Annotated in this window: 17 protein-coding genes and 3 pseudogenes; 10 read left to right on the forward strand and 10 right to left on the reverse strand. The window is 66.2% G+C overall.

The annotated features are described in order from the left end of the window. Positions 1–223: 223 nt before the first annotated feature. A complete protein-coding gene (locus QM806_RS40085) occupies positions 224–514 on the reverse strand; it encodes a hypothetical protein (RefSeq protein ID WP_283294982.1) in 291 nt (96 codons plus the stop codon). Positions 515–534: 20 nt separating this feature from the next. On the opposite strand from QM806_RS40085, the gene QM806_RS40090 reads away from it, so the two are divergent. Further along, positions 535–726, forward strand: a complete 192-nt coding sequence (locus QM806_RS40090) for a hypothetical protein (RefSeq protein WP_283294983.1) — start codon at positions 535–537, stop codon at positions 724–726. A 179-nt stretch (positions 727–905) separates the two neighbouring features. On the opposite strand, the gene QM806_RS40095 is transcribed toward QM806_RS40090, so the two are convergent. The 4 genes from QM806_RS40095 to QM806_RS40110 form a co-directional block, all read right to left on the reverse strand. Continuing rightward, positions 906–1196: a DUF4913 domain-containing protein gene (locus QM806_RS40095; RefSeq protein ID WP_283294984.1), complete on the reverse strand. Its 291-nt coding sequence runs from the start codon at positions 1194–1196 to the stop codon at positions 906–908. Positions 1197–1505: 309 nt separating this feature from the next. Continuing rightward, positions 1506–2849 carry a type IV secretory system conjugative DNA transfer family protein gene (locus QM806_RS40100; RefSeq protein WP_283294990.1) on the reverse strand — a complete coding sequence of 448 codons (1344 nt, stop codon included), beginning with the start codon at positions 2847–2849 and terminating at the stop codon, positions 1506–1508. Beyond that, on the reverse strand, positions 2798–3235 hold the full coding sequence (locus QM806_RS40105; protein WP_283294985.1) for a hypothetical protein: 438 nt from the start codon (positions 3233–3235) through the stop codon (positions 2798–2800). Before QM806_RS40105 ends, QM806_RS40100 begins: the two co-directional genes overlap by 52 nt. Before the next feature lie 227 nt (positions 3236–3462). Then, a complete protein-coding gene (locus tag QM806_RS40110) occupies positions 3463–3798 on the reverse strand; it encodes a tetratricopeptide repeat protein (protein ID WP_283294986.1) in 336 nt (111 codons plus the stop codon). Positions 3799–3829: 31 nt separating this feature from the next. Between QM806_RS40110 and QM806_RS40115 the strand changes: the two genes are divergently transcribed. From QM806_RS40115 to QM806_RS40125, 3 genes are read left to right on the forward strand one after another with little or no spacing between them, the layout of a single operon-like run. Further along, on the forward strand, positions 3830–4486 hold the full coding sequence (locus tag QM806_RS40115; RefSeq protein WP_120659163.1) for a helix-turn-helix domain-containing protein: 657 nt from the start codon (positions 3830–3832) through the stop codon (positions 4484–4486). 54 nt (positions 4487–4540) lie between these two features. Next, positions 4541–6046, forward strand: coding sequence for a DDE-type integrase/transposase/recombinase (locus tag QM806_RS40120; RefSeq protein WP_283294987.1), 1506 nt, complete (start codon positions 4541–4543; stop codon positions 6044–6046). Continuing rightward, the gene (locus QM806_RS40125; protein ID WP_061700505.1) at positions 6043–6858 is read left to right on the forward strand and encodes an ExeA family protein; all 816 of its coding nucleotides are present in this window, start codon (positions 6043–6045) and stop codon (positions 6856–6858) included. The genes QM806_RS40120 and QM806_RS40125 overlap by 4 nt, the downstream gene beginning before the upstream one ends. 495 nt (positions 6859–7353) lie before the next feature. Here QM806_RS40125 and QM806_RS40130 read toward each other — a convergent pair whose 3' ends face one another. Next, entirely contained in the window at positions 7354–7533 is a 180-nt protein-coding gene (locus QM806_RS40130; RefSeq protein ID WP_005256447.1) for a YegP family protein, read from the reverse strand. A gap of 237 nt (positions 7534–7770) precedes the next feature. On the opposite strand from QM806_RS40130, the gene QM806_RS40135 reads away from it, so the two are divergent. After that, entirely contained in the window at positions 7771–8031 is a 261-nt protein-coding gene (locus tag QM806_RS40135) for a hypothetical protein (protein WP_283294988.1), read from the forward strand. A 45-nt stretch (positions 8032–8076) separates the two neighbouring features. Here QM806_RS40135 and QM806_RS40140 read toward each other — a convergent pair whose 3' ends face one another. Further along, entirely contained in the window at positions 8077–8721 is a 645-nt protein-coding gene (locus QM806_RS40140; protein ID WP_037203560.1) for a PAS and ANTAR domain-containing protein, read from the reverse strand. Positions 8722–8986: 265 nt separating this feature from the next. On the opposite strand from QM806_RS40140, the gene QM806_RS40145 reads away from it, so the two are divergent. The 4 genes and pseudogenes from QM806_RS40145 to QM806_RS40160 form a co-directional block, all read left to right on the forward strand. Continuing rightward, positions 8987–9139 (forward strand): hypothetical protein, encoded by a 153-nt coding sequence (locus tag QM806_RS40145; RefSeq protein ID WP_005256453.1) that lies wholly within the window; start codon positions 8987–8989, stop codon positions 9137–9139. A gap of 162 nt (positions 9140–9301) precedes the next feature. Next, positions 9302–10456: a site-specific integrase gene (locus QM806_RS40150; protein WP_283294991.1), complete on the forward strand. Its 1155-nt coding sequence runs from the start codon at positions 9302–9304 to the stop codon at positions 10454–10456. Between the two features lie 2 nt (positions 10457–10458). Beyond that, positions 10459–10848, forward strand: a pseudogene (locus QM806_RS40155) (hypothetical protein); the annotation flags it as partial. A 113-nt stretch (positions 10849–10961) separates the two neighbouring features. Then, a pseudogene (locus tag QM806_RS40160) lies at positions 10962–11644 on the forward strand (transposase); the annotation flags it as partial. A 319-nt stretch (positions 11645–11963) separates the two neighbouring features. Here QM806_RS40160 and QM806_RS40165 read toward each other — a convergent pair. From QM806_RS40165 to QM806_RS40175, 3 genes and pseudogenes are all read right to left on the reverse strand, one after another. Further along, complete coding sequence (locus QM806_RS40165; protein WP_283294989.1) at positions 11964–12890, reverse strand: MBL fold metallo-hydrolase; 927 nt, start codon at positions 12888–12890, stop codon at positions 11964–11966. 392 nt (positions 12891–13282) lie between these two features. Beyond that, positions 13283–13400: pseudogene (locus QM806_RS42000) on the reverse strand (dehydrogenase); the annotation flags it as partial. A 586-nt stretch (positions 13401–13986) separates the two neighbouring features. Beyond that, positions 13987–14886 (reverse strand): MBL fold metallo-hydrolase, encoded by a 900-nt coding sequence (locus tag QM806_RS40175; RefSeq protein WP_169694456.1) that lies wholly within the window; start codon positions 14884–14886, stop codon positions 13987–13989. A gap of 680 nt (positions 14887–15566) precedes the next feature. On the opposite strand from QM806_RS40175, the gene QM806_RS40185 reads away from it, so the two are divergent. Beyond that, complete coding sequence (locus QM806_RS40185) at positions 15567–15758, forward strand: hypothetical protein (RefSeq protein WP_169694458.1); 192 nt, start codon at positions 15567–15569, stop codon at positions 15756–15758. Positions 15759–16005: the final 247 nt, after the last annotated feature.

Consider the following 16005-nt stretch of genomic DNA (forward strand, 5'->3'; position numbering starts at 1 on the left):
CCTGGCTCTCCTAGAACCATTGTCAGGGGTGTCCACTCCAAGGGGGCAGCCTCAGTACGGTCCGGTCGACTCGTGTTGTCGAACCGACCGCCAACCTCGACCCGAACAAAGGCCGGCCGGAGAGGATGTGGAGGGCCATGCCGTAGACGTTGCCGACGGTGTCGACCGCCACACCGGTCGGAAATTCGAGGCCGCGTCCTGTGTACAGCCCAACGCCGCAAGTTCATACTTGCTGGATGCGATCGGGACAGTGAGCCATCAGCTGTCGGTAACTGATCCAGCGTGGGAGGGTTTGATATGCCGCCGCCTGGTCCGCCTGTCGGCCCACCACCACCGGGCCCACCACCGGGTCCGCCTGTCGGCCCACCACCACCGGGCCCACCACCGGGTCCGCCGCCGGGTCCGCCTGTCGGCCCACCACCACCGGGCCCACCACCGGGTCCGCCTGTCGGCCCACCACCACCGGGCCCACCACCGGGTCCGCCGCCGGGTCCGCCTGTCGGCCCACCACCACCGGGCCCACCACCGGGTCCGGTGGCGGACCCGCGCCCGGCCGGGCTCGACGTGGATGCGCAGGCGGACCGGGCCGGGCGGGCCGGGGTCGAGAAACCGCAGTTGCAGTGGTGGCGCGACCCGGAGTGGCGGTGGTGGCGAAGCCCAAGAGCGGTGCTGGTGGTTGTGCTGCTACTCGTCATCGGCGTCACCGCCGCCGTCATCCTGGGCTGAGGACGTACCGAGCGGGCTCGGCTACAGCACCCGAATCGAGCTGCCGTTCACCGACGTATCCGCCCGATACGCGCATTGGTTGGCGGTGGATGCGGGCGGCGACGTCGACATCGCCGACGTCCGGCGGTTTGAGACGGGCGGCCGGATCCACAACACAAACCGAGGTGCCGTTCACCGACTCACGAAAATTCGTTGCCGGCCGGCACCGAACTCCGCTCCCACGGCGGCGGCGCGATCGGCACGAAAGCGCCGTCGCCGTGGCCGGTGGGGCTGCATGCGTGAAACGGTCCCGTCTCGTTCATCAGCGCCTCCATCGTGCGGTCGAAGAAGTCGCGGTAGTAAATCGTCATGGCCGTGGGGTCTTTGAGCTTGACGAACCCGGTCCAGGACTTGCGCAGCGCCTCGAGCCGGGTGATCGCCTCGGGGTGTAGATCCCACCGCGGGCACCACCGCAGCCCCCCGGTTGCCACCCTGGGACCGCAGCACCTTCCGTTGCGCCCACGCCCCGATGTGCTCGCGCACCCATTCGTAGAGCCGCACCATGTCGAGCGGCTCCGGTTCGCTGGTGCTCTGTTCTTCACCGGCGGGATGGAGCAGCGCGGAGACGTCCATCGCCGCCGCCTCGGTGACCGCACCTTCGAAGGCGTCGAGCGCCTGCGCGAACATCTCCTGCCGCTCATCGGCGCCGGCGAGGCGCTGCTCGAGATCTGTAATCCGGTCGAGCAGCGCCTCCATCACCGCACCGGGATCAACCGGCGGCTCCGGGGCAACGTCACCTGTCACAACAACTCAGCCTCGGTCGCGGCCGCAGTCACCGGCTTCGCTTTGCCGGTCAGGTACTGGCTGATCGGGTTGTCGGGTCCGAGTACCTCGATCGCGTGGAGGCGAATCTGTTCTGCGGCCTGCTTGCTGTGCGTGGTGATCTCGGCCTGGCTGTCTTCCCGGTACCACGGCATCAGATCCATCAGCACCGGACGGTGCCCGGTCACGTGCCAGACCGCTTTTGTGCGCGGCAGGTTGATGACGTCCTCGGGCGGCATGATCGCCTCACGCACTTGGGACACCGACGTCGACGACCCACCGGGGCCGTAGCTTTCGGTGGCGCGTTTGACCAAGTGTTCCCCGACGGACGCGGACACGGTGCGCGCGAAGGAGATGTCCTTGATACCCGCGCCGATGAGGTTGAGAGTCGAGGCACTGTAGAGCGTTTCCATGCCCGTCTTGCTCCACACACCCTCACCCTGTGGGTACGACTGCAGCAGTGTCGTCACCGACACCCCAACCGACCCGAACCAGCTGAAATACGCTGGGAGGTTCGCGATGCGGCATATGTTCGCCGCCTCGTCCAGCATCACCGTGAGGACCGGGTCCAGACGACCACCGAGTGCGGAGGCCGCCTTCTTTGCTGTTCTGAACAGCCGGTCTACCAGAGCAGCCACAATCGGCCCAGCGGATCCCGCGCCCTCCTGGGTGAGCAGGTACAGCGTTGGATACCGGCCGTCGGGGTGAGGAGTGACGAACTGCCACAGGTCAATCTCCTCGATCGTATGAGTGGGCCGCTCCCGCCAGGTCTGCGGCGGAGTCACCCACCGCAGCACCTTCTCCGACGCCAGACACGACACGGCCTCCGACGCCGTCATCACCAAACCGGACCGAGTTTCGGCCGCACCCTCGAGGGTGGTGGCGAGCTTCGCCGCCTGCATCAGGTGGCCACCCTTTTCGAGGATGCCCACCGGTTCACTCGATCCGGTGTAGAGCCATGCCATCGCCTCGCGCAGCGTGCCCCCTGAGATCGAGGCTGACAAGAACAGCTGCCCCAGCAGCGACTTTGCACCCGGACCCCAGATGTCGCGCTCCCCGGCACTGACGGTCATCACGAACTGCGCGGCGAAATCTTCCGCGTCGTCGATATCGGTGATGCCCGCCAGCGGATTCCACCACCACTGCTGCGGGACGTACGCGATCTGTGAGGGATCGAAGGTGTAGACCCGGCCGACCCGGGCCCGCAGGCCCGAGGTCAACATCCACAGATCTGGCTTGTTCGACGTGGCCACCACAGGCCCCGGAGCTTTCAGCACTGTCGGCACCGCAATCGCCGAGGTCTTATTCGACCGCGGCCCCATAAACGCCAAGCACACGTCCTCCCAGGACTGTACAACATCGTCCGGCCGACCCGGCCCAAGCTCACGGCGAGCTCGTCCATCGCCACGTCGCGGATTTCGCTGTCTTCGAGGGACTGACGCAGATCCAGGCCCTTCTGGGCGGCGCCCTTGCCGGTGTAGTCGTCGAGCCCCCGCACGTCGCGCATCTTCTGCTCGGCCGAGAGATCCCGGACCTTGCGCCACCACCACACACCGGCCGCGACGAGGGCGCCACCGACCAGCACCGCCCCGGTGATCAGCAACCACCACGGTGCACCCTGCTCATGCCAACTGTTGACCTGAATGCCGCCGATGACCATATAGCACAGGACCGTCAGCGCGATCGGCGGCCACATCTCCCGCCTCATCGCGGGGCCTTCTCACCCGATCGGCTCACACCGGCGTGCTGGTCACGGCGCTGGAACGCGTGCCGACAACACATCCGCCGCCCATTTCATCGGCGTCCGCCGCCGGCACCGAGGGAATGCGCTGCCGATCGCGGCGGCGACCACGGCCGCCCCCAATAGCGTGATGACTAGTGTTTCGAGCATTGGATTGCCTGAGAGTTTTCGGGAGGTGCTGGTCACCGTTTCTGTCAAACAGACGGATTCCCGGCCACATCCCCACCTTTCCGACGCCAGTGTGCGAGGTTGTTGCGGGTGGTCAGGGTGTCGGGATGATCGGGACCCAGTACTTCGGTCCGGTCGGTGAGCAGGGTCTCGAACTCGGTGATCGCCTGGGCCAGATCCCCATTTTTCCCACGCTGTTGAGCGTCGCTCGGGGTGCCGAGCAGCGGGTAGGTGTTCGTCAGTGACGTTGCCGATCTGGGTGGCGGCGTGAGTGTGGGGTTGATCTTGGTGGTCTGCACCGTCAGTGTGACGAGGAACTGATGGGTGCACGGCGCCCCCGCTGAATTCTTGGCGGAGCTCACGGGGGCACCGTGCGTAGTGCGGAAGGCACTGATGGTCACGGTAGAGGTCGATCCTGTCCGCGTCGAGTCCCGGCTGTCGAGCGGAGAGATGTCCTGCCCGTCGTGCTCGGACGGGGTGTTGGCGGGGTGGGGTTTCGCCCGGTCCCGCCCGGTGGTGGGCGTAGTCACCCCGGTGCGCCCGCGACGAGCTCGCTGCCGGGGGTGCGCGGTGACGCACGTGCTGCTGCCGGTGACGTTGTTGCTGCGCAGGGCGTATCTCGCGGAGTTGATCTGGACGGCGTTGGTGGCGAAGGCCCGCGGGAGCGGGCATCGCCCGATCGCGCAGCGGTTGGGCATCCCGGGGTCGACGGTGCGCGGCTGGTTGCGGGCGGCGGCGGCCCGCGCGGATGCGGTGCGCAGCTGGTTCCTCACGGTCGCGGTCACGGCGGGTGTCGATGTCACGGTGCCGAGGGCATCGGATTCCGTGTGGGGCGACGTCCTCGCCGCGGTGGACGCGGCGCGGACCGCGATCACCGCGCGCTTCGGGAGTGCCGCGGTCCTCGGCGCGGTGACGGCCGCGCAGGTCGCGGTCGCGGCCAGTGCTGGTCGGCTTCTCTCACCAGGATGGCCGCCGGCCCCGAGATCGGATTCTGCAACACCAGTTGACCCTGCCACAGAGGAGGGTGATGCGTCATCGTCGCGGGTGTGACTGCCCGGCAACAGGTTCGGGCAGCATGAGCACCGGACGAAGGGGAGAAACTCGTTGCCTACCGACGATGAGAAACGACGTGAGCGAAGCCATGCGGTCGGGTTGTTCCGCTACCAACTGATCTGCCCGGCCCTCGATACCGGGTTGTCGACGAAGGCCCAGGGCCGGCTGGTGCGAGAGATCGCAAGCCGCGAACACACCGACCCGTTCGGGGCGAAGGTGAGGTATTCGCGGGACACCCTCGACCGCTGGATCCGCCGCTACCGGGCCGGCGGCTTCGAAGAATTGATTCCCTCCCCGCGGGCGCGGTCGCCGCGGACCGACACCGCCACCCTCGAGTTGGCTGCCGCGCTGAAACGGGAGAACCCGGCCCGCACCGCCGCCCAGGTCGGGCGGATTATGCGGGCCTCGTCCGGCTGGGCGCCGTCGGAATCGACGCTGCTGCGCCACTTTCACCGGCTGGAGTTGATCGGCCCCGCCGCCGGGGACTCCCCGACGGTGTTCGGTCGGTTCGAGGCGGAAAACCCGAACGATCGGTGGACAGGGGACGCCCTGCACGGGCCGAGGATCGGCGGCCGCAAAACGTATCTGTTCGCGTTCCTCGACGATCATTCCCGGTTGATCACCGGCTACCGGTTCGGGTTCTCCGAGGACACCGTCCGTCTCGGGGTCGCGTTGGAACCGGCGCTGGCGGCGCGCGGCGTCCCGGCATCGGTCTACGTCGACAACGGATCGGCGTTCGTCGATGCGTGGCTGCTGCGGGCATGCGCGAAACTCGGCATCCGGTTGGTGCATTCGACCCCGCACCGCCCGCAGGGCCGCGGGAAGATCGAACGGTTCTTCCGCACCGTCCGGGAGCAGTTCCTCGTCGAGGTCGCCGACACCACCGCCGAGGACCTCACCGCCGCGGGTATCAATCACCGAACCGCATTGTTGGAGCTCAATCGGTTGCTGACCGGGTGGATCGAAACCGAATACCACCGGCGGACGCACTCGGAAACCGGGCAGAGTCCACTCGTGCGGTGGGAGGCCGGCTGGTCCCGGCTGGGGCGGACACCGGCGATGCCGACGGCCGCCGATCTGACCGAGGCGTTCCTGTGGTCGGAATATCGGACGGTGACCAAAACGGCGACGGTGTCGTTGCACGGCAACACCTACCAGGTCGATCATGCCCTGGCCGGGCGGAAGGTGGAGTTGGTGTTCTCTCCGTTCGACATGGAGACCGTCGAGGTCCGCTACCGCGACGCCTCCCACGGGCGGGCGGTGCCGCACACCATCACCCGGCACGTGCACCCGAAAGCCCGGCCCGAAACACCGGAACCGCCGGCACCGGTTGTCACGGGTATCGACTATCTGGCGTTGACGGCGCACCTGCACCACGAGCAGGTGCGCAGCGATCGGCGGATCGGGTATCACGCCCTATACGGACCCACCGACAACGACAACGACAACGACAACGACGACGGTGGCGGTGGGCAGATTCCCGGGCAGCTGAGCATCGACGACCTCACCGATAGTCTCGCCGACGGGTCCACCGATCACCACGGGCGGCCGGCATGAGTATCCAACGCCTGCAGTCGTACTACGGGTTCACGAGGATGCCGTTCGGCCGCGGTCTGGCACCGGCGATGTTGCACCGGCACCCCGGCCACGCCGAAGCCGTCGCTCGCATCTCCTGGTGCGTCGATCAACACGCGCTCGGGGTGATCACCGGGGAGGTCGGCGCCGGGAAAACCGTCGCCATCCGCGCCGCGACCTCCGCGTTGGACCCGGCCCGACACGTCGTGATCTACCTGCCGAACCCGTCGGTGGGGGTGCGGGGAATGCTGCATCACATCGTCACCGCACTGGGCCGGGTGCCGAGTTTCTACACCGCGACACTTGCGCCGCAAGCCGCCGAAGCACTGGCCGCCGAATACGCCGAGCGGGGCCGCACGCCCGTGGTCGTGATAGACGAGGCACATCTGCTCGACAACGCGCAGATGGAAGCGATCCGGATGCTGACCAACCACGACATGGATTCGGGATCGCCGTTCGCGGCACTGCTGGTCGGGCAGCCGACGCTACGGCACCGACTGCGGCTCGGAGTACTCGCCGCGCTGGACCAGCGGATCGCGGTGCGCTACGCGCTGGCCGGGATGAGCCCGCCGGATTCGGCGGACTACATCACCCATCACTGCAAGATCGCCGGCCGCACGGATCCGTTGTTCTCCGACGACGCGGTCACCCTGATTCACAATGCAGCACGGGGATATCCGCGGGCGGTGAACAACCTGGCGGTGCAGGCATTGACGGCGGCGTTCGCCGCGAAAGCATCCATCGTCGACGAGAAGTCCGCACGGGTGGCCGTCACCGAAAGTGGCCACGATTGAGTCACTGATCGTGCGACGTCACCACGCCGACGATGCCGTCACCATTCCGACGAAGGCCCTCCCCGCAACCGCGGGCAGGGCCCTTCTCATATCGGCATCACCGTCATCGACAGTGACGCCATCGTCGGCACGTTCAGCGACGGACAACATGTGTTGCCGGTAGCAGACACGGTAGGTCGTGGGCATGGATCGATTGTGTCACTCCCGCAAGCGTGCCCGTCACCGCTCATCGCGGGACGACGGCACTGTCACGCCAACTCCGAGGTTCGCGGGCGCGGCAGGGGCTGTGGTGCCGAACGGACCGGGCGTGTGGGCGACTATCCACCCATTCTCGGCCCGCGCGCGGCGGAGGCGGCCGACCGGGATGGCGGACGCCATAGGGCCTGACTGCACCACCGGGTCAAGGAACCGGCCCGCAGCGTAGGACACGAGGACCCGGGCGTCCGCGCGTACGCAGTTCGCCGTCGCCGGCGTTCGGGCAGGGAGGCGCCGATGTCAGGTCAAATCCTCGGTGGGGGCCGTTGCCGCGGTCGCCTGGATCGAGGCGATCCCGTTCTGGGCCGCCGCCTTCGAGGTGTAACCCTGACTGGCCGCGATGATCTCGCCGTTTGCTGCCTTCAGATGAAACCGGAACTGGCCGGCAATGTCCTTGAACAGCTCGAACTTCGCAGTCATCGCCCCTCCTCTGGATCAATCCACGGCCGTTCGCGCACGCTCACGGTAAGCCGACCGATCGGCTATCGGCAGCGGAACGCCCGATTTCCCGCGCTGTGCTCTGCAAAGCGCTGTCGGAGCACGTCGGCCAAGGATTTCGTGCAGACGGGGGTGGAATATGCCGTGCCGAGACGGCCCAGGTAGCACTCGTGGGGGTGCCGCGGTAACAGTACAGCTGGTGATCACGAAGTTGATCTTGTGCGGACACTGATACTGAGCGGAACAGCCCTCGGACTCGGCGCGGGCCTGGTGTGTACCAGCCTGTTCGCGTGGTGGCTGTCGTACCCGGTGCGCTTCACCATGGGGTACGTCGGTGAACCATCCGGCGCCGGGCATATGGAATCGGTGGACCCCACCCCGTTCCTTGCGGCCGGCCTGATTGTCAGTGCGTGCCTCGGCGCGGCCGCCGGTTACGCAGCTGCCCACCGTGGATGGCGGCTGACCCGGGACGGCGCGTGATGCCCGTGTGCTCGATCCAGACGTCCGGGGCCCCGGGGCCCTCACCTACACCGGGCGCCGGGCTCCTTCGTGTGCGGTGAGCAGCAGATGATCGAACTGGGTACGCAGACCCGCGCCGGATTCGCACTGACCGAACCCGGCGACGATCAGTTCCGCGAGGACGCGGAGCCGGGTATTGGTCTCCTGAGACCGCCAGATGAGGACGTCGAACGCCCGGTCGGCGGAGATGCCGTAGACCAGCATCAACGCACCCTTGGCCTGCTCGATCACCGCCCGTGACTGCTCGAGTTCGGCGACCGCTTCGTCGACGGACTCCTTCACCTCGTCGCGGTAGGTGTCGGTGAGGTCGATGTAAAACCCGGTCGTCCCGATCACCGTACCGGTGTCGTCGCACAGGCGGTCGCCGACGACCACGACCTGGTGGACGTTGCCGGTGGTGTCGAGGATGCGGTGTGTGCTGCTGAACGGTTCCGCGGCGCTGATCATCCGGTCCAGGACCCGCGCCACGTGCGGGTGGTCCTCGGGGTGTTTGTGGGAGAGCAGCAGTTCGGTGGTCGGGACGATCTCGCCGGGCTGGTAGCCGTGCATCCGGGCGACGGCATCGGACCATTCCCACCGCTGCCCGTCCAGGAAGAAGCGGAAGTTGCCGACCCGCTGAGGATCCTGACCGAACACCTGTCCTGAACTCACGCCCTATTTTGTAGCGCATCGCGGTAACCGGAGGGTTGCCGCGGTCGCGCGGCCACGGCCGGACGTCGGACGCCGCAACCGTCCGCGCGGCTCGGAGTAGTGGAAGACGCCAACTGTGCTGCGGCAGGGACGGGTTGGCATCGACGGCGTCGGTGATGTACAACATTGACGATAGAAAATGTGAAGCGGGTCACATCACTGTGACGGGAGTGCACACCAACCGGATGCGCCGACACCGCGGACACGACGAAAAGGTAGGGCGCGCATGACCACAGCCTCGATGATTCCGGCGTCTTCGATAACCTCGGGGCCGCCGATGCGGCGCAGCGGCGGCATGAGCACCGCGGAGATCAAAGCGAGGATCGAGGCCATGTACGCCGACGACCGACGACCGGTGACCCAGACGGATCCGCGCTGACCACTAAGGGGGACACGATGAATGTGCTGCTACTGCTGGGTTTACTGATCACCGCGATCGCTGCCGTCCTGGCGATGCAGACCGACGAACAGTCCCGCTCTCGGCACTAACCGGCACATTCCCGGTGGTGTCGGTGACCGCGAGTAGATTCCCGGTGTGACGATCGAGGTAACCGCCAGCACCCCAGCAGGGTCGAGTCCCGATCGTGGGTGGGGTGCGGTACCGGAGCTGTCGGAGCAGACGGTGGCGCAGATCGCCGGGGCGCTGGAGGCGTCACAATCGGCGGGCACCCGCCGCGTCTACGCCTCGGACTGGCGCCGCTTCCGCAGCTGGTGCCACACCCACGGCCACCCTGCGTTGCCCGCCCATCCGGCAACGGTGGCCGCATATCCGGTCGACGCCGCCGACACCCTCGCCGACGCGGGGGAGAAGGCGTACTCACCGTCGACGCTGAACCGGTGGGTATCGGTGATCGGCCACTACCACCGCACCACGAACCTGCGAAACCCGTGCACCGAGGCCCTGGTGACCTCCACCCTGTCCGGGATTCGCCGCACCTACGCCACCAACGGCGACCGCCCCCGCAATCCCCGCGCGCCGTTGCTGACCTCGGACATCGTCACCATCGTCCGATCCGCCCGGCAGGCTGTTACCGGCTGGGCCACCGAGGTCCACGAGCGCCGCGACAGTGCGCTGCTGTTGATGGGATTCGCCGGCGCGTTCCGGCGCAGCGACCTCGTCGCCCTGCACTGCGGGGACGTGACCGTGCACCGCCTGGACGGGCTGCACGTGCGGCTGCGGCGATCAAAGACCGACCAAGAAGGTCTGGGTGCGGTGCGGGCGCTGCCGTTCACCGCCCACCACCACAGTTGCCCACCGTGCGCGTACGTGCGGTGGGCGCAGATCGTCGCCGCATACGACATCGCCGGCCGACCAGGGGTGATCCGGTTACTGCCCACCACACCGCCGTTCGAGGACCATGTCTGCCGATCGGCGTTGCCGCGCATGCGAGCCCGGGCACCGCTGTTCCGGGCGATCGCCAAGAACGGCAACCTCTCCGACACCGCGTTGTCCGGGGCGTCGGTGCATGCGGCGATCCGCCGCCGCGCCCAGGCCGCCGGCTACGACGCGAACATCGTCGCCCAGCTCGGTGGGCACTCGCTGCGGGCCGGGTTCGTCACCCAGGCGTTCCGCAACGGCGCCGACGCGCACGCGATCATGCGCCAGACCGGGCACACCAACCCCGCGACCGCGGAGCTCTACGCCCGCGAACACGCCCCCCTCGTCGGAAACGCCGTCACCGACATCGGACTCTGACCATGTACGTCGACATCGGCACCACCGCAACAGGACTGGGTAACAGCCCACCTCCGGTGGTGCCCCGGCGGTACCGGCACGACTGGGCACTGTTCGCCGACTGGTGCGAAGCCTGCGACCACCGAGTACTGCCAGCGCAGCCGAAGCGTGCTGGCGGAGTTCCTCGCCGACCATCCGGCGGCCGAGGGGACGCAGCGACGCCGGGTCACCGCGATCAACACCGTCCACACCAGGGGCCGGGTTGCCGGCGCCGGGCCGCGCGGAGACGATCCGGCAGCTGCTGGGCACCGCGCGCGCCGACCGGCTGGCCCGGGTGGCCGGGCGGGTTGTTCGGTCGCCGCGACGCTCTCCTCCTTACCCTGGCGGCAGCGGGGTTGGGTTTCGAGGTGATCGGCGACGGCCATGGGCGCCGCTTCTCCCTGCCCCCTTGACAAAGTCGATCCCATATCAGGTCGCCGCCGGGTGCCTCTGGGCTCGAACAGGTTTCATCCACCATAGAGTGGAGGAGGCTATCGATGATCTTCGTCGGAGACGACTGGGCCGAAGACCATCACGAGGTGTTCGACGACCTGCACGACCGCGACGCAACCTCGACATCCGGGCCCGCGAAATCCAGGCGGGGCTGCGGGCCGAGCCCTCACCGCACCGGCGCCTGTCGCCGCCGCGTTCGCCGCCACGACCCGTGCCGCGGTCGGCCTCATCGCCGAGTTGAACCGGCAGATCACCGAACTCGAGGCCGAACTGGCAACACATTTTGAGTCACGCTCGGACGCCGACATCTACCGCTCCCTGCCAGGACTTGGTGTCATCCTCGGCGCCCGGGTGCTCGGTGAGTTCTTCGGACGTCCCCGACCGCTACACCACCACGAAGTCTCGCAGAAACTACGCCGGAACCTCCCCATTGACGGTCGCCTCCGGCAACAAACGCGCCGTACTCGCCCCGCCACGTCCGCAACCGGCGTCTCTACGACGCCATCGATCAATGGACGTTCTGCGCACTATCGTCCAGCCCCGGCGCCCGCGAGTTCTACGACCAGCGACGCGACGCCGGCGACCTGCACCACTAAGCCCTACGCGCCCTCGGAAACCGCCTCGTCGGCATCCTCCACGGCTGCCTCCGCCAGCCACCACACCCACTACGACGAACACATCGCCTGGGACCACCGCCACACCACCCAAGCCGGTTGACGACTTACAGCCCTGGGATGTCTAACACCGATCACACATGCCCACCCTCGATGCGAAAGACTCAGTGGAACAACCCGACACACCAGGTCGGACGATCACCCACGCCCACACCCAACCTGGTGCCACAACGAAATTCACAACGACAACATCAAATGAACGGGTTTACCGGCAGGTCGATGCCAATGAGGAGGACGCCCCGTCCTTCTCCACGGTGATTGCGCCGTCGCCAGCGTCAAGGGACCGCTCTGCGTGCGCAGTGCTCATCGTGGATGCTCCATGACGCGTTGGCCGGACCCGTCCGCAGCGACCGGCGCCGTCGTCACCGAACGGGTTCTGCCTCTGAGCTATTCGCGTTGCGCAGCTCGAAGGTATTGAAGGCGGAGAACCACAGAGTCCAAACTTGGCCGTGGTACGGGAACTTCTCCGTCATGATGGCAATCAGATCCTCGGCGTCCTTCGCAACCTCGTACGCGGCTGCGAATTGCTGGATGTAGGCGCGGGTCTGCGCGATCATCGTCTCGACCGCGTAATCGTCGCCGTCGGGCCGGCGGTGGCCGGCCACGATCATCCGAGGGTTGAGCTTCTCTACGAGGTCCACGGTCTCGAGCCAATCCTGCCACTCGTCGGGTGTCGACAGGCCGAGCATGGGGTGGATCTCGTTGTAGACGGCGTCACCGGCTACGACGGCATCGATCGCCGGGATGTGGACGATCGTGGTCGGGCTGATGTCGGCCTGCTTGACCTCGATGATCTTCAGTGGGGAGCCGTCGACGTAGAAGGTGTCGCCCTCGATCGGGTCGGGGAGCGCGCCGTCGGCGACGCTGGAGTCTCCGAACATTTGTTCCCATAGCTCGGCATGCTCGTGCCGGGTCTCCTTGATCGCCTCGACGATATGTGGCAGCGCAACGCACTTCGCCTCGGGGAACCGCTCCTTCAAGGGACCGATGCCGAGATAGTGATCCTGGTGCGCATGCGTGACGTAAATCGTGGTGAGGGTCTTTCCCGTGCGCTCGATCAGGTCGCCGAGATCTCGGACGTCGTCCTTGAGATACTGGGCGTCGATGAGAACTGCCTCGGTCGGGCCGCTCACGATGGTGGAAGTGGCGGGTGGAAAGGTCCCGGTCTCTATTCCGGGAAACATAGGCGGGATCTCGGGCCAGCGGCCGGCGTACACCGTTGCGCGGATCGGGGGCACGGCGGGCGTCGATTCCGAACTTGCGTCCGGCGATTTAGCGTCAATATCCACGAGATTCCTCCAGGTTGCGGGTTGGGCGGCGCTCTACCGAGTCAGGCCGCCGGGCATCTCATGCCACAAGAGAGAGTACTCGCTACCATAAGGCGGCGCAAGGGCCTGGCTGAGCCGGACCGATCGGCCGCCGCGTACTCATGTGGGGGTCACCTCACGTTGAGGGTGCCGCATTCCGCCAAGTCAACGGCCGTAGTCAGATACCTTGCGCCGGCCAGTGCTCGAGCACCTCGGGATGTGGGAAGATCAAGAACGCTTCCTCTTCGATCGCCGCTAGCGCAATCACGGCGACATCTCGGGGTTCCAAGACTTTTCCGGCTTTCCCCACCACCTTCGCCCCGAGCTGTGCCGCCTCGTCCGATGCACCGTGCCCTGTTGTGGACGTCGGTATTGCCCCCCCATCGGGCAAATGCAGCTCACCCGTACGCCCCGGTCTCCGTAGGTGACCGACAGTCACTCGCTGAAGCCGACGGCAGCATGCTCGGTGAGCGAGTACGGCGCATTGCCAATTGGGCGGGCAGTCGGGCGGCCGAGGCGCGACCTCCCTGCGCGCTCGCGCCAAGCGGTCCGCTGTGTACATGTCCCCGATGGCGTCCCACATGTACATAGGAATGGACGCCTCGACGTTGCGTGGGCCGGAGATCGCGCGCACCGTCGGTTCGATCTGCGTCCAAGCCGACGCCGTCACCGTTACCCACTCATACCGCGGTGGCCCATCCGCCTGCAGCGCATTGGCCACGGTGTTTCGTGACAAGGACAAGGGTCGGGACCCGGGACCGTTCCGGCGGAACGGCGGCCGATGTTGAATCGGACCGTTGGTCCGTCAAGGGACTTGTAGATTCCCGGTTCGCTGTGAACTGTGTAGGTGAATGCGTCGGTTGCGAGCGAATGGATGGAGAGTGAACTCCTCATCGGCGCGGAGTCCCCGGTCGTCTGCGTCGGGGCCCGGACGGCGCGGTCTGCACCCGCGCCGCACCGTCCGGGTCGTCACTGCCGTCCACGACAAGCGCACGGACAGTCTTCACGCTGCCGATTCGCGGTCCGCCTCGAAAGAAGTTTCGAACCTTTGAGCGTCGATGAGGGGTCAGCTGGGCGACTATTGGCCGGAGGGCGCGCCAGCCGTGGTTCGCATCTCTATCGCAGTGAATGCCGAGAACGTCAGGGTCCATACGTTGCCGTGGTGCGGGAACTTCGCCGACATGATGCCGATGAGGTCTTGAGCATCCTTCGCTACGTTGTACGCGGCCGCGAATTCTTTGATGTAGGAACGGGTTTGTTGAATCATCGTGTCGACTGCGTAATCGTCGCCGTCGGGTCGACGGTGTCCGGCGACGATCATTCGCGGCTTCAGGTTCTCCACGACGTCGACGGTTCCGAGCCAGTCCGGCCATTCGTCGGCTGTCGACAACCCGAGCATGGGGTGGATCTCGTTGTAGATCGCGTCGCCGGCCACAACAGCGTCGATGGCCGGTATGTGCACGATCGTAGTGGGGCTGATGTCGGCTTGTTCCACCTCGATGATCTTCAGCGGCGAGCCGTCGACGAAGAACGTGTCACCGTCGAACGGGTCGGGAAGAGCGTTACCTGTCACGACCGTGTCGCCGAACATCTGTCCAAACTGTTCGGCGTACTCTTCGTGGTTCTCTTTCATGGCCTCCACGATGTGTGGCAGCGCAATGCATTTCGCATCGGGGAACCGTTCCATCAGCGGGCCGATCCCGAGGTAGTGGTCGGGATGTGCATGGGTGACGTAGATCGTGGTGAGTGTTTTCCCGGTGCGCTCGATCAGATCGCCGAGGTCCCGGACGTCCTCCTTGAGATATTGGGCATCGATGAGTACTACTTCGGTAGGACCGCTCACGATGGTGGACGTGCAGGGCGGGAAGGTACCGGTTTCCGGCCCCGGGAACGGGCTGGGAAATTCGGGCCACCTACCGACGTACACCGTCGCGCGAATTGGTGGTGCGACCGCAGTGGGGTGAGCGTCGATGGTCATGTGTCCTCCAGAGGTTCGGGGTTGGTTGCCTTTGGCGGCCGTGGTCCGCCGGCCAGTGCCATGAAGAGAGTAATCTCTATCACACTCAAAAGACAAGGGTCCCGGCCTGCACCCGGAGCTAACGCGGTGGCTCGCGACAACGACTATTCAGGTGGCGGGCGGGCTGGGTCGTGGCCGAGGTGCCGTTGGTGCAGACGCGGGGCCGTGAGGGCGACGGCCCGTCGGGCTTTGTCGTTTGAACGCGATGGATATTGCTCGCTCTCTGCTCTAACAAACGGGTGAAAAACGTGTCCCCGCGAGAGCGCCTGTTGGCGGCCGCGGACGAATTGTTCTTCACGGAGGGTATCCGTGCGGTAGGGATCAATCGGATTATGGAGGAAGCGCGGACGCCGATCATGACCTTTTACCGTTTACTTCGGTTCGAAGGAACGGGTCGGCGGCTGCGTATCTCGAGTTGCGCGGCGAACGTTTGCGCGAGGAGATCGGTGGCGAAGTCGAGCGGCGCGCATGCTCTCCGAGTGAGGCGGTTCTGGCGACCTTCAAAATGATCTGTGAGGGTCTGGAGAGCGGGGAATACCGCGGTTGTCCGTTCATTAATGCGACGGTGGAGATGGCGGCGCCGGACCACGAGGTCACGGAGATCGCGCAGCGATTCAAAGAAGCAGGGCGGGAGTTTGTTCATGCAACTCACGTCCGAGATGGGTATTCCGGATCCGAAAGCTCTCGCCGTGCAGCTCAGCGTGCTGCTCGACGGTGCGAGCGCAGCTGCGCTTGTATTCCGTGATACGTCGGGGGCGGCTCATGCCCGAGTGGCCGCAGAGATCCTGATGGACGCTGCGCTGGCTACCGCACCGGTCGTCGTGGGGACGTGACTGCAGGACTACAAAGAGATTGAGGCCGCCCGGAAGGGCGGCCTCAATCTCTTTGTCACACGAGCGCTGCGCTGTGTGCGTCAGGTGCTCGACGAACCAGTCGCGTGCCCTGCGCCACGAATTCATCGCCCGTGTGAGTGTCGAAGTGACCACCAGAAATCGGCACGAGTTTCCTCGGGGTGAGCCGCTGTCTCGGTTACGTCCACGATGATGGTGTACGAGCCGGATCTCGTACCAATGACCGGCG

Source organism: Rhodococcus sp. IEGM 1351 (assembly GCF_030056875.1).
GTDB classification, from domain to species: Bacteria; Actinomycetota; Actinomycetes; order Mycobacteriales; family Mycobacteriaceae; genus Rhodococcus_F; species Rhodococcus_F opacus.

Excerpts from the sequence above, each read along its gene's own strand:
- QM806_RS40185 (WP_169694458.1), top strand. The coding sequence starts at position 15,567 with ATGCAACTCACGTCCGAGATGGGTATTCCGGATCCGAAAGCTCTCGCC.
- QM806_RS40130 (WP_005256447.1), bottom strand. The coding sequence starts at position 7,533 with ATGACTGCGAAGTTCGAGCTGTTCAAGGACATTGCCGGCCAGTTCCGG.
- QM806_RS40115 (WP_120659163.1), top strand. The coding sequence starts at position 3,830 with ATGGTCACGGTAGAGGTCGATCCTGTCCGCGTCGAGTCCCGGCTGTCG.
- QM806_RS40145 (WP_005256453.1), top strand. The coding sequence starts at position 8,987 with ATGACCACAGCCTCGATGATTCCGGCGTCTTCGATAACCTCGGGGCCG.
- QM806_RS40175 (WP_169694456.1), bottom strand. The coding sequence starts at position 14,886 with ATGACCATCGACGCTCACCCCACTGCGGTCGCACCACCAATTCGCGCG.
- QM806_RS40105 (WP_283294985.1), bottom strand. The coding sequence starts at position 3,235 with ATGAGGCGGGAGATGTGGCCGCCGATCGCGCTGACGGTCCTGTGCTAT.
- QM806_RS40100 (WP_283294990.1), bottom strand. The coding sequence starts at position 2,849 with ATGGGGCCGCGGTCGAATAAGACCTCGGCGATTGCGGTGCCGACAGTG.
- QM806_RS40125 (WP_061700505.1), top strand. The coding sequence starts at position 6,043 with ATGAGTATCCAACGCCTGCAGTCGTACTACGGGTTCACGAGGATGCCG.